The sequence below is a fragment of the Pseudomonas sp. Pdm06 genome (assembly GCF_014851795.1).
In the GTDB taxonomy this organism is placed as follows: domain Bacteria; phylum Pseudomonadota; class Gammaproteobacteria; order Pseudomonadales; family Pseudomonadaceae; genus Aquipseudomonas; species Aquipseudomonas fluorescens_AA.
Map to the genome: position 1 here is coordinate 182,453 of NZ_JACVAH010000011.1, position 12,931 is coordinate 195,383.

At 61.8% G+C, this 12,931-nt stretch carries 12 protein-coding genes; 7 read left to right on the forward strand and 5 right to left on the reverse strand.

All coding sequences use genetic code 11. The features are described 5' to 3' along the window. Nucleotides 1-85 precede the first annotated feature (85 nt). The 3 genes from IB266_RS18890 to IB266_RS18900 are packed head-to-tail and all read right to left on the reverse strand — an operon-like array spanning nt 86 to nt 3,644. A complete protein-coding gene (locus IB266_RS18890; protein ID WP_060739617.1) occupies nt 86-358 on the reverse strand; it encodes an oxidative damage protection protein in 273 nt (90 codons plus the stop codon). Continuing rightward, complete coding sequence (mutY, locus tag IB266_RS18895; RefSeq protein WP_060739616.1) at nt 355-1,422, reverse strand: A/G-specific adenine glycosylase; 1,068 nt, start codon at nt 1,420-1,422, stop codon at nt 355-357. The genes IB266_RS18890 and mutY overlap by 4 nt, the downstream gene beginning before the upstream one ends. Further along, the gene (locus IB266_RS18900; protein ID WP_192262081.1) at nt 1,419-3,644 is read right to left on the reverse strand and encodes an AsmA family protein; all 2,226 of its coding nucleotides are present in this window, start codon (nt 3,642-3,644) and stop codon (nt 1,419-1,421) included. Before IB266_RS18900 ends, mutY begins: the two co-directional genes overlap by 4 nt. 506 nt (nt 3,645-4,150) lie before the next feature. Between IB266_RS18900 and IB266_RS18905 the strand changes: the two genes are divergently transcribed. From IB266_RS18905 to IB266_RS18935, 7 genes are all read left to right on the forward strand, one after another. Then, the gene (locus tag IB266_RS18905) at nt 4,151-5,812 is read left to right on the forward strand and encodes an OFA family MFS transporter (protein WP_192262082.1); all 1,662 of its coding nucleotides are present in this window, start codon (nt 4,151-4,153) and stop codon (nt 5,810-5,812) included. 280 nt (nt 5,813-6,092) lie between these two features. After that, the gene (hisB, locus tag IB266_RS18910) at nt 6,093-6,686 is read left to right on the forward strand and encodes an imidazoleglycerol-phosphate dehydratase HisB (protein WP_003186751.1); all 594 of its coding nucleotides are present in this window, start codon (nt 6,093-6,095) and stop codon (nt 6,684-6,686) included. Beyond that, on the forward strand, nt 6,686-7,324 hold the full coding sequence (gene hisH / locus IB266_RS18915; RefSeq protein ID WP_024619262.1) for an imidazole glycerol phosphate synthase subunit HisH: 639 nt from the start codon (nt 6,686-6,688) through the stop codon (nt 7,322-7,324). The genes hisB and hisH overlap by 1 nt, the downstream gene beginning before the upstream one ends. Continuing rightward, nucleotides 7,324-7,578, forward strand: coding sequence for a DUF2164 domain-containing protein (locus tag IB266_RS18920; RefSeq protein WP_003186749.1), 255 nt, complete (start codon nt 7,324-7,326; stop codon nt 7,576-7,578). The genes hisH and IB266_RS18920 overlap by 1 nt, the downstream gene beginning before the upstream one ends. A 42-nt stretch (nt 7,579-7,620) precedes the next feature. Further along, on the forward strand, nt 7,621-8,358 hold the full coding sequence (gene hisA / locus IB266_RS18925) for a 1-(5-phosphoribosyl)-5-[(5-phosphoribosylamino)methylideneamino]imidazole-4-carboxamide isomerase (protein WP_192262083.1): 738 nt from the start codon (nt 7,621-7,623) through the stop codon (nt 8,356-8,358). Nucleotides 8,359-8,367: 9 nt separating this feature from the next. Next, a complete protein-coding gene (gene hisF, locus IB266_RS18930) occupies nt 8,368-9,138 on the forward strand; it encodes an imidazole glycerol phosphate synthase subunit HisF (RefSeq protein ID WP_003196830.1) in 771 nt (256 codons plus the stop codon). A gap of 63 nt (nt 9,139-9,201) precedes the next feature. Beyond that, nucleotides 9,202-9,948: a substrate-binding periplasmic protein gene (locus IB266_RS18935; protein WP_192262084.1), complete on the forward strand. Its 747-nt coding sequence runs from the start codon at nt 9,202-9,204 to the stop codon at nt 9,946-9,948. Nucleotides 9,949-10,812: 864 nt separating this feature from the next. Here the strand turns inward: IB266_RS18935 and IB266_RS18940 are convergent. Both IB266_RS18940 and IB266_RS18945 read right to left on the reverse strand, forming a co-directional pair. Further along, complete coding sequence (locus IB266_RS18940) at nt 10,813-11,592, reverse strand: divergent polysaccharide deacetylase family protein (RefSeq protein ID WP_192262085.1); 780 nt, start codon at nt 11,590-11,592, stop codon at nt 10,813-10,815. A gap of 1 nt (nt 11,593) precedes the next feature. Beyond that, the gene (locus tag IB266_RS18945; protein WP_103309351.1) at nt 11,594-12,910 is read right to left on the reverse strand and encodes a S41 family peptidase; all 1,317 of its coding nucleotides are present in this window, start codon (nt 12,908-12,910) and stop codon (nt 11,594-11,596) included. Nucleotides 12,911-12,931 lie beyond the last annotated feature (21 nt).

Sequence of the window (12,931 nt, forward strand, 5' to 3'; positions counted from 1 at the left end):
GGGTTTTTCAGGGGGGCGTCAAGCAAGTTTTCAAAAAATATTTAACTATTACCGTCGCTTACGATCCGCCCCCGCGCTGAACAGCTTATTCGGATGGCGGTACGTAGCCTTCGGCCTTGGCGTAATCTTCGCCGGAAAAGTACTTGTCCATCTCGCCCTGAAGGTATTTGCGATCTTCGGCGTTCATCATGTTCAGGCGTTTTTCATTGATCAGCAGGGTCTGGTGTTTCTGCCAGTCGGCCCAGGCCTTGGCCGAAACATTGTCGTAGATGTCCTGGCCCTTGGCACCCGGGAACGGCGCACGTTCCAGGCCTTCCAGTTGTTCTTTGTACTTGCGGCACATGATGGTGCGGGTCATTGCAACTCTCCTGCGTTCATTACGGCGGCCGCGCGTTCGAGCAAGGTTTTGACCGGGGCGGCAAGGCCCAGGCGCGGCGGGGTGGCGAGGTTATACCAGAGCCAGTCGGCCTCGGCCACGTGATGGCCGGTTTCCCGGACCCGGACCAGCCAGGGTTCGATCGCCAACTGGAAGTGGCTGAAGGTGTGCACCAGGCCTGGCATTTCGTGTTGGCTGCCCAGTTCCAGCGAGTGTTGCAGGGCCAGGTGTTGCAGGTCGTCGAGGTCGTCGAGTTCCGGCAGGCTCCACAGCCCGCCCCATAGTCCGGTGGAAGGGCGACGGTAAAGCAGGATCGCGCCCTCGTGGTTGGCCAGCATCGGCATCAAGGTGCGCTTTTTGGGCACCTCTTTACGAGGCTTGGGAATCGGGTAGCGGGTTTCCAGGCCCAGCATGTGGGCCTCGCAGCCCTGTTTCAGTGGGCAGAGCAGGCAACTGGGCTTGCTGCGGGTACAGAGTGTCGCGCCCAGGTCCATCATCGCCTGGGTGTAGGCGTTGACCCGGTCTTGTGGCGTGAAGCGCTCGGCGGTGGCCCACAGCTGTTTCGCCACCTTGGGTTCGCCCGGGTAGCCTTCCTGGGCGGTGAAGCGCGCCAGCACCCGCTTGACGTTGCCATCGAGGATCGGCGCCCGAAGGCCCATGCTGATGCTGGCGATGGCGCCGGCGGTGGACAGGCCGATCCCCGGCAACTCGGTGAGCTTTTCCACGTCCCGGGGGAATTCGCCGCCGTACTGCTCGACGACGATTTTCGCGGTTTTCTGCAAGTTGCGCGCACGGGTGTAGTAACCCAGCCCGGTCCACAGGTGCAGCACTTCGTCCTCCGGCGCGGCGGCCAGGGCTTGAACGGTGGGCAGCGAGGCCATGAACCGGTCGAAGTAGTTGAGCACGGTACTGACCTGGGTCTGCTGCAACATGATTTCCGAGACCCACACCCGATAGGGAGTGATGTCTTGCTGCCAAGGCAAATCGTGGCGCCCGTGGCGGTCGAACCAGTCCAGTACCGCGGAGGAAAACTGCTCGGCTCTCATCGCTTGAACAGCCCCTTGAGCGCGTCTTTCAGCTCGGGACTGACCTTGTCGCCGAGCTTCTCCTCGATCTTGTCGCCGAGGCGGTCGCCGGCCAGTTTCGCCGCGACCTTGCCCAGCCCGTCATTGTCCAGGCGGCAGGCCTTCGCCCCCAGCTCCAGTGGGCCGCGGCAGCGCAACGGCCATTCGACGTCGACGTAGCGTTCGTTGACCTGGCAGGCCGGGTCGGGCATGTCGCTCTTGTCGCCTTCGACGATGACGCCGACGCGGTAATCCATGCCCAGCACCCGCAGGTCGATATCGCCGTTGCCGTTGACGGTCATGCCGGGGATGCGGACTTTCAGGTCCGGGTTGTGGGCAACGCCGTTGTTGAAAGTGAGATTGCCGTTGAGTTGCTGGAACGGCGTGTCCTTGCCCCGGGGTTCGCCGCTGAGGGACTTGCGATTGAGGGTGGCGATGCCTTTGCACAATTGCTGTTCGAGGTTGGCATTGAGCAGCACGCCATCGTTGATGACGAACCCGGCGTTGCCGTTGAGGCTGTCGATCAGGGCCTTCTGGCTATTACCGGTGGCGGTGATCGCACTGTTCACGGTGACCAGGCCTTTGACCGGCGGATTCTTGCCCTGGCTTTCGATGATCTTCTCGGCAGGGACCCGGTTGATACGGGTTTGCAGGCTCAACAGTGGGGTAGGTTGGCGCACATCCAGGGTGCCCTTGGTTTCGAAGTTGCCGCTGTACAGATCGCCCCGCAGGTTCTCCAGGGTCAGCAGGCCGCCCAGGCCGGTGGCCTTGAGCGCGGCGTTCTGGATCGGCAGTTTATCCAGGGTCAGTTGCCCTAAGGTCAGGTCTGCATCGAGGTCCAGCTTGCTCAGGCGCTCCACAGGAAACAGCCGATCGTTACTCCAGGCACCCTGGGTCGGCGCGCTTGGCAGCGGTGAGTTGCCGACACCGGCCATGGCGCTGGCTTCGGTGTTGCTGACTTCGGCCTCACGGGCCGCCTTGGAGCTGTCGGCTTCGGCGGATTTTGGCGGCAGGTAGCGGTCGACATTGAACGTGTCGGCCTTGAGCTGCACGCGCAGGGCCTGCTTGGCAAAGTCTTGCACGGCAATACGACCGCTGAAGTTGCTGTCGTCGAGCTTCAGGTTGATGTCGTTGAATTCGACGCTGGTCGGCGTGCCGGCAATGCGGCTGGCCAGCTCGACTTTGCTCAGGCTGCCTTCGGCCATGGCCGGAAGTGTCTGGCCGACGCTGTCGACGAATTTCGCCAGATCGAACTGGGCGATCGATAGGCCGCCATTCAATTGCGGAGTCTTGTCGAGGTCGTTGACCTTCAGTTCACCCAGGGCACGCAGTTGATTGAGGGACAGCTTGATGCCGGTCCATTCGGCGACATTTGCCGCCTTGTCCAGGAACAGCTGGCCTTGGGCGGCGAAGTTCAGTGACTTGCCTTGCAAGGGGTCGCCGGTGGCTTCGCCGGACAGTTTCAGGTCTTCGAACTTGTAGCGCTGCAAGGCGCGTTCGTAGCGCAGTTCTCCCGTCACTTCGGTGCGCACGCGTACGGCCGGCTGGTTGCTGGACAGGAATGCGGTCAGGGTGACCGGGATGTTGGTGGAGTCGTGGACCGGGCCGGTGCTCAGTTGGATGCTCTCGGCGGTGTACAGCTTGCCGGTCTGCTCGTCGGTGTATTCGACCCGGGCGTTGTTCACGGTCAGGCTGTCGATGTCCAGGCGGGTCGGCTGGGCAGGTTTTTCTGCCGGGGTGTTGGCGGGCGGGGCCGGTTGCTCGGTTGGCGCCGGGGTGTTCGCCGTCGTCGCTGAGGTTGGCGCCTTGCCGATGTCTTCCCAGTTACCGTGACCGTTCTTGTCGCGGTTGAGCCGCAGGTTCAGGCCCTCGACGCGCACATCGCTCATCTGCACTTCCCGGCGCAGTAGCGGTATCACTCGGACCGAAAGACCGAGCATCTGCAGGTCGGCGAAAGGTTGGGTCGGATTGGCCAGGGTCGCGACGCTGGCATCGTGCAATTCCAGACCCAGCCAAGGGAACAGGCTCCAGCCGATATCGCCATTGAGGGTCAGCTCGATGTGGGCCTTGTCGCGGGCTATCTGGCGGATCTCTTCTTTGTAGTCGTTGGGATCGAACAGGTGGGTCAGGGCAAAGCCCAGGGCCACAATGATCAGCAACAGCCCGAGAAGTACCAGACCCAGGATTTTGCCGAACGCTTTCATGGGCGAATCCTTGTAGGTTGAGTTCAAAATTTAGCCGGGAGTATAACGCTGTGGATTGGTGGTGGTGCGTTAGGTGCTCGTTATAAGTCCCGTCCGCAGATTCAGTGTGGGAGCGCGCTTGGCCGCCCATGTCTGGCATCGCGAAACGGTTCGAACAGCCAGTCCGGGGCATCCTGGTAGATTTCCCGCAGGTCCTGTTGGCCCTGACAGTTGGCGTCGGTAATGAGCTAGACAACGACGAGCATGAAAATTCCTGAAAAAATAAACCATTAGCCCCCTACAGAAAGCGAGCTAGCGTGCGATAAGACAGATGGCACGAAAAAGGTGATATCACTTTGGTTTTTCTGCCACGAGCAAATGGTAACCTTTGCCCGTTCGTCCGTCCTTCTGCGACTTGATGTCGCACACTATGGAGCTTCACCAGAAAATACAGCCATGCCTGCGTGCAATGAAGGCTGAGGGTGACGCGTGGCTGACGGACCATTCCAATAACTGGGGGATACACAATGAGCACGAGCATCACGGCGGGCGGCATCGCCGACCAGCCTGCGTTCCTCTCCAAGGAACGCATCATCGCCAAGCCCGGTTTCAACCGGTGGCTGGTTCCACCGGCCGCACTGGCCATTCACCTTTGCATCGGCATGGCCTATGGCTTCTCGGTGTTCTGGTTGCCACTGTCCAAAGCCTTGGGTGTCACCAAGCCTGTGGCCTGTGCACCGGATATGAGTTTCATCTCGCAAGTCTTTTCGTCCCAATGTGACTGGCCGATCTCGATGCTCGGCTGGATCTACACCCTGTTCTTCATCTTCCTGGGTTGCTCGGCAGCCATCTGGGGCGGCTGGCTGGAACACGCCGGGCCACGCAAGGCCGGCGTTGTATCGGCCTTGTGCTGGTGCGGTGGCCTGCTGATTTCCGCGTTGGGTATCTATACCCATCAGATCTGGCTGATGTGGGTCGGTTCCGGGGTGATCGGTGGTATCGGCCTGGGCCTGGGCTACATCTCCCCGGTGTCGACCCTGATCAAGTGGTTCCCGGACAAGCGCGGCATGGCGACCGGCATGGCGATCATGGGCTTCGGCGGTGGTGCGATGGTCGGTGCTCCACTGGCCGCGGCGCTGATGAACCATTTCGCTTCGCCGACGGGCGTGGGCGTATGGCAGAGCTTCCTGGTCATGGCCGCGATCTACTTCGTGTTCATGATTGGTGGCGCCTTGTCGTACCGCGTACCGCCGACCGGCTGGAAGCCTGAAGGCTGGACCCCGGCACCGAAGAAAGCCGCGAATGCGATGATCACCCATCGCCACGTTCACGTGAATGTTGCCTGGAAAACCCCGCAGTTCCGTCTGGTATGGCTGGTGCTGTGCCTGAACGTATCCGCCGGTATCGGCATCCTGGGCATGGCTTCGCCACTGCTGCAGGAGGTGTTCGGCGGCAAGCTGCTCGGCAACGACCTGCCTTTCGGTCAACTGGACGCCGTGCAACTGGGCCAGATCGCGGCCATCGCGGCCGGTTTCACCGGTCTGTTGAGCTTGTTCAACATCGGCGGTCGGTTCTTCTGGGCCTCCTTCTCGGATTACCTGGGTCGTAAAAACACCTATTTCGTGTTCTTCGCCCTGGGCTTTGCCCTGTACGCGCTGATCCCGAACCTGGGTCACCTGGGCAGTGTCGCGCTGTTCGTGGCGGCGTTCTGCATCATCCTGTCGATGTACGGCGGCGGTTTCGCCACCGTGCCGGCCTACCTGGCGGACCTGTTCGGTACGCAAATGGTCGGTGCGATCCACGGTCGCCTGCTGACCGCCTGGGCTGCCGCGGGCGTGCTGGGTCCGGTGCTGGTGAACTACCTGCGTGAATATCAACTGAGCATCGGCGTTGAACGCGCCGCGGCCTATGACATCACCTTGTACATCCTCGCCGGCCTGCTGGTGCTGGGCTTCCTCTGCAACCTGATGGTCCGTCCGGTCGCCGACAAGTACTTCATGACCGACGCCGAACTGGCCGCCGAACAGGCGCTGGGTCATGACAAAGGCGCCGACAGCAGCACGTCGCTGGAGTGGAAAGCCGCACCGGGCACCAAGCCCCTGGCGATCGCCGCCTGGCTGGTGGTGGGCATTCCGTTGGCGTGGGGTGTGTGGGTGACCCTGCAGAAGACGGCGGTGTTGTTCCGCTAAGACCGTTGCCCTGACCAACAGGACAGGGCAATCCTTGTGGGAGCGAGCTTGCTCGCGATGAGGGTATGTCAGTCGACATCATGGTCGGCTGACCCACCGCCATCGCGAGCAAGCTCGCTCCCACAGTCGTTTTGGGTGATGGCAAAGACTTGTATGGACATGTCTATCACCGACAGCCCGGGATTCAGCCCGTCAGTGATGTCACCTCTTGTGTTTCTGTTTGCCGCTCGCGCCCCTATAATGGCTGCCTTTTTCGCCCAATGATTTTGCGGAGCTGGTGATGGCCGAACGTAAGGCGTCTGTCGAGCGCGACACTCTGGAAACCCAGATCAAAGCCTCGATCAACCTGGATGGCACCGGAAAGGCCCGGTTTGATATCGGTGTACCTTTTCTTGAGCACATGCTGGACCAGATCGCCCGTCACGGGCTGATCGACCTGGACATCGTCAGCAAGGGCGACCTGCATATCGACGACCACCATACAGTGGAAGACGTTGGTATCACCCTGGGCCAGGCCTTTACCAAAGCCATCGGCGACAAGAAGGGCATCCGTCGCTACGGCCATGCCTACGTGCCGCTCGATGAAGCGCTGTCGCGGGTGGTCATTGACTTCTCCGGCCGCCCGGGCCTGCAGATGCACGTGCCGTATACCCGTGCCACCGTCGGCGGCTTCGACGTCGACCTGTTCCAGGAATTCTTCCAGGGCTTCGTCAACCACGCCAACGTGACCCTGCACATCGACAACCTGCGCGGGCACAACACCCACCACCAGATCGAAACCGTGTTCAAGGCTTTCGGCCGCGCGCTGCGCATGGCCGTGGAGCTCGATGACCGCATGGCCGGCCAGATGCCTTCCACCAAGGGCGTCCTGTAATGCAGACGGTCGCGGTTATCGACTACGGCATGGGCAACCTGCACTCGGTGGCCAAGGCCCTCGAGCACGTGGGCGCCGGCAAGGTGCTGATCACCAGCGATGCCGACGTGATTCGCGAAGCCGACCGGGTGGTGTTCCCCGGCGTCGGCGCGATTCGTGATTGCATGGCCGAGATTCGTCGCCTGGGCTTCGACAAGCTGGTGCACGAAGTCAGCCAGGACCGTCCGTTTCTCGGCATCTGCGTGGGCATGCAGGCCTTGCTCGATCGCAGCGAAGAGAACGATGGTGTCGATTGCATCTCGCTGTTCCCGGGCCAGGTGAAGTTCTTTGGCAAGGGCCTGCACGAAGACGGCGAGCACTTGAAGGTCCCGCACATGGGCTGGAACGAAGTGAAGCAGACGGTGGATCACCCGCTGTGGCACAACATTCCGGACTTGGCGCGCTTCTACTTCGTGCACAGCTACTACATCGCCGCCGGCAATGCGCGGCAGGTGGTGGGCAGCGGTCACTATGGCGTCGATTTCGCCGCGGCCCTGGCCGATGGTTCGCGCTTCGCCGTGCAGTTCCACCCGGAGAAGAGCCATACCCATGGCCTGCAATTGCTGCAGAACTTCGCGGCGTGGGACGGGCGCTGGTAATGGCCCGCAAGAAACCGCCGATCCTCACCCTCACGCCCGAGCAGGAGAGTGAAGCGAACCGCAAGATCCAGCGGTTCATGGAGGAGCGTTTCGAACTGGACCTGGGTTCGTTCGAAGCGGCGGAAATTCTTGACCTGTTTACCCGCGAAATTGCGCCGCACTATTACAACAGGGCGATTTTCGATGTGCAGACGCACCTTAAAGAAAGGTTCGAAAGCATTGAAAGCGACTTGTGGGCGCTCGAGAAAAATTGATTTTCGAGCCAAGCTGAATATTCGTATTTGAAGGTTTGCCAGATGCTGATTATCCCCGCTATCGATCTCAAGGACGGCGCTTGCGTACGTCTGCGTCAGGGCCGCATGGAAGACTCCACGGTGTTTTCCGATGACCCGGTGAGCATGGCCGCCAAGTGGGTGGAGGGCGGCTGCCGTCGCCTGCATCTGGTCGACCTCAATGGCGCCTTCGAAGGGCAGCCGGTCAATGGCGAGGTGGTCACGGCCATTGCCAGGCGCTACCCGAACTTGCCGATCCAGATCGGCGGCGGCATTCGTTCGCTGGAAACCATCGAGCACTACGTCAAGGCTGGCGTGAGCTACGTGATCATCGGCACCAAGGCGGTGAAGGAGCCTGAGTTCGTTGCCGAAGCGTGCCGCGCGTTCCCGGGCAAGGTCATCGTTGGCCTGGACGCCAAGGACGGCTTTGTCGCCACCGACGGCTGGGCTGAAGTCAGCACCGTGCAGGTGATCGACCTGGCCAAGCGTTTCGAAGCCGACGGCGTGTCTGCCATCGTCTACACCGACATCGCCAAAGACGGCATGATGCAGGGCTGCAATGTCCCGTTCACCGCCGCCCTGGCTGCCGCCACCAAGATTCCGGTGATCGCCTCCGGTGGCATCCACAACCTGGGTGACATCAAGGCACTGCTCGACGCCAAGGCGCCGGGCATCATCGGTGCGATCACCGGTCGCGCGATCTACGAAGGCACCCTGGACGTCGCCGAGGCCCAGGCCTTCTGCGATTCCTACAAAGGCTGAGGACTCACCATGGCGCTGGCCAAACGCATTATCCCTTGCCTGGACGTGGACAACGGCCGGGTGGTCAAGGGTGTGAAGTTCGAGAACATCCGTGATGCCGGCGACCCGGTGGAAATCGCCCGTCGCTACGACGAACAGGGTGCGGACGAGATTACCTTCCTCGACATCACGGCCAGCGTCGATGGCCGCGATACCACGCTGCATACCGTCGAGCGCATGGCCAGCCAGGTGTTTATCCCGCTGACCGTGGGCGGTGGCGTGCGCACCGTGCAAGACATCCGCAACCTGCTCAATGCCGGAGCGGACAAAGTGTCGATCAACACTGCGGCGGTGTTCAACCCGGAGTTCGTCGGCGAAGCGGCCCAGCACTTCGGCTCGCAATGCATTGTCGTGGCCATCGATGCCAAGAAAGTCTCCGGCCCGGGTGAAACCCCGCGCTGGGAAATCTTCACCCACGGCGGTCGCAAGCCCACGGGCCTGGACGCCGTCGAGTGGGCGAAGAAGATGGAAGGCCTGGGCGCCGGTGAAATCCTGCTGACCAGCATGGACCAGGACGGCATGAAAAACGGTTTCGACCTGGGCGTCACCCGCGCCATCAGCGATGCCCTGGGCATTCCGGTGATCGCGTCCGGCGGCGTCGGCAACCTGCAACACCTGGCCGACGGCATCCTGGAAGGCCACGCCAGTGCGGTGCTGGCGGCGAGCATTTTCCACTTTGGCGAATACACCGTGCCGGAAGCCAAGGCCTATATGGCTCATCGCGGTATCTGCATTCGCTGACTGCTGGACACCATGGCGGGCCCAAGGCACTCTTGGGCACACCATGGATTGCGGTAGCCCGACATGCTCAAACGCCTCGTTCTTGCCTTTGCCGGTGCCACGTTGCTGCTCGCAGGTACTGTCCGCGCCGCTGATACATCGCTGGTGTTGCTGACGGAAAACTTCCCCCCGTACAACATGGCCAAGAACGGCAAGAACTTCGCCCAGGACGAGAACATCCATGGCATTGCCGTGGACATCGTCCGCGAGATATTCAAGCGCGCCGATATCTCCTACAGCCTGACGCTACGTTTCCCCTGGGAGCGCATCTACAAACTCGCCCTGGAAAGTCCGGGTTACGGTGTGTTTGTCATGGCGCGGTTGCCGGAGCGTGAAAAGCTTTTCAAATGGGTCGGACCCATCGGTCCGGACGACTGGATCATGCTCGCCAAGGCCGACAGCAAGATCGCTCTCGACTCGCTGGAGCAGGCGCGTCAATACAAGATCGGTGCCTACAAGGGCGACGCAATTGCCGAGACATTGGCCAAGCAGGGACTCAAGCCGATTGTCGTGTTGCGCGATCAGGACAACGCCAGGAAGCTGGTCAACGGCCAGATCGATCTGTGGGCCACCGGGGACCCGGCCGGGCGTTACCTGGCACGTCAGGAAGGGGTGACCGATCTCAAGACCGTGCTGCGCTTCAACAGTGCCGAGTTGTACCTGGCCTTGAACAAGGACGTGCCCGACGACGTGGTCGCCCGGCTTCAGGCTGCCTTGGATGAGCTACGCAAGGAAGGGGCGGTGGACGCGATCATGGCGCGGTATCTCTGATAGCTGGAACAAACCTGTGGGAGCGGGCCTGCTCGCGAAAGCGGTGGGTCAGCTTGTCGGGATGTTGAATGTGCCGCCGTCATCGCGAGCAAGCTCGCTCCCACAGGGACCTGCTGTGAACGCCAATCTTGTGCCCGATGCAAAACCACTGTGGGAGCGAGCTTGCTCGCGAAAGCGGTGGGTCAGCTTGCCGGGATGTTGAATGTGCCGCCGTCATCGCGAGCAGGCTCGCTCCCACAGGGATCTGCTGTGAACGCCAATCTTGGGCCCGATGCAAAACCACTGTGGGAGCGAGCTTGCTCGCGAAAGCGGTGGGTCAGCTTGTAGAGATGTTGAATGTGCCGCCGTCATCGCGAGCAGGCTCGCTCCCACAGGGATCTGCTGTGAACGCCAATCTTGTGCCCGATGCAAAACCACAGTGGGAGCGGGCTTGCTCGCGAAAGCGGTGGGTCAGCTTGTCGGGATGTTGAATGTGCCGCCGTCATCGCGAGCAGGCTCGCTCCCACAGGGGATCTGCTGTGAACGCCAATCTTGTGCCCGATGCAAAACCACTGTGGGAGCGAGCTTGCTCGCGAAAGCGGTGGGTCAGCTTGTAGAGATGTTGAATGTGCCGCCGTCATTGCGAGCAGGCTCGCTCCCACAGGGGATCTGCTGTGAACGCCAATCTTGTGCCCGATGCAAAACCACTGTGGGAGCGGGCTTGCTCGCGAAAGCGGTGGGTCAGCTTGCCGGGATGTTGAATGTGCCGCCGTCATCGCGAGCAAGCTCGCTCCCACAGGGATCTGCTGTGAACGCCAATCTTGTGCCCGATGCAAAACCACTGTGGGAGCGAGCTTGCTCGCGATAGCGGCAACGCGGTTGTCGCTATCGATACACCCCATTCTTCCCATGCCCGACCATCGCCTGATTGCTGCGCAGGCTGATCATCGACTTGATATCGATCCATTCGATGCCCTGGGCCTTGAGCTTGGGTAGCTCGCGTTCGAGTACCGCCAGGGTCTGCGGATAGGGATGGCCGATCATCACGGCCGAGCCTTGCCGGCGGGCCAGGTCGATGGCGGTTTGCAGCTGTTGGGCGATGGCGGTTTCGGTGCGCTCGTCGTCCAGGAACACATCCCGCGACACACTGGCGAGGCCGATCTTTTGCGCTTCGGCGGCGGCGACGGTCTGGGCGCTGGTACGGCTGTCGACGAAAAACTTGTGGCGTTGCTGCAAGTTCGCCATCAGCCACGCCATGGCCTGGGGCTGGGCGGTCATGCGGCTGCCCATGTGGTTGTTGATCCCGCTGGTGTAGGGCACGGCGGCGAACGCGGCGTCGAGGCGCTTGCCCAGTTCTTCGATGGACAGGTCCGGATGCCAGGCGAACGGCCCGGTGGCCGGGTCCATGGGCATGTGCAGCATGACCAGCTTGCCGGCGCGATGGGCTTCGCGGGCGAATTCGGCGGCGTGGGGTGTGTCAGGCATGATCGCGGCGGTGACCGGCCCGGGGAGGGCGAGCACCCGGCGGTCCCGAGGCAGGTTTTGCCCCAGGTCGTCGATGATCAGGCTCAGGTACGCCTTGTGCGGCGAAGAGGGCGTGGCGGGCGCCGCGTTAACGGCCCCCGCCAGCAGGCACAGCAGGACGAAGGTGAAACGCAGGCCCATCTCAGCGGCCGGACGTGATGTTCAACCCTTTGAGCAAGCTCAAGGCCTGGGCCAACTGATAGTCGTCATCCTGGGGCATTGGCTTGGCCTTGGTGCCGGAACCGGTCGGTTTGTCGGCGCCGCCGTTGCCGTTGCCCAGGTGACCTTGCAGGTCGGCTTCCTTGAAGTACTCGCTGTCCTGCTCGTTGGTGATCTTGGCCTTGCGCACTTCGATGTCCGGGACAATCCCCTGGGCCTGGATGGAACGGCCGTTAGGCGTGAAGTACAGCGCGGTGGTGATCTTGAGGGCGCGGTCGTTGTTCAGTGGCAATACGGTCTGCACCGAGCCCTTGCCGAAGCTGGTGGTGCCCATGACCACACCGCGCTTCTGGTCCTGCAGGGCGCCGGCGACGATTTCCGAGGCCGAAGCGCTGCCGCCGTTGATCAGCACCACCAATGGCACGGCTTCGCTCAAGTCGTTGCCAGTGGCCGAGAAGCGCAGCTCGGAATTGGCGATACGGCCCTTGGTGTAGACGATCAGGCCCTTGGTGATGAAGTGGTCCACCACTTCCACCGCCGACTGCAATACGCCGCCGGGGTTGTTACGCAGGTCCAGGACCAGGCCGTTGAGTTTCTTGCCGTTGTCCTTGCGCATCTTGGCCAGGGCCTTGGCGACTTCTTCGCCGGTCTTGACCTGGAACTGGGTGATGCGGATGTAGCCGTAGCCCGACTCCAGCAACTGGCTTTTCACGCTCTTGACCTGGATGACCGCTCGCGTGAGCGTCACATCGAACGGTGTGCCACCGTCGCGTACCAGGGTCAGGGTGATCTTCTGGCCGATCTTGCCGCGCATCTTGTCCACGGCTTCGGTCATGCTCTGGCCGCGCGTCGGCTGGCCGTTGATCTTGACGATGAAGTCACCGGCCTGGATGCCGGCCTTGGAAGCAGGCGTGTCGTCGATTGGCGAGACCACCTTGACGAAGCCGTCTTCGCTGCCGACCTCGATGCCCAGGCCGCCGAATTCGCCGCTGGTGCTTTCCTGCAGCTCGGCAAAATCGTCTGGCCCCAGGTAGGCCGAATGCGGGTCAAGGTTGCTGAGCATGCCTTTGATGGCGTTCTCCAGCAGCATCTTGTCATCCACCGGTTCCACGTAGGCGGCCTTGATACGGTCCATGACCTCGGCAAAGGTGCGCAGTTCGTCCAGCGGCAGCGGCGCCTTGGTGGTTGCGGCCGTGGCGGCGGGGGCCGATGGGGCCGGTTCGGCGGCGAAAGCCAGGGGCGCACCGATCACGAGGGCGATCGTCAGGGCCAGCGAGGTAAGGCGGGACAAATGCAGCATGTCGAACGAACTCCTTAATAG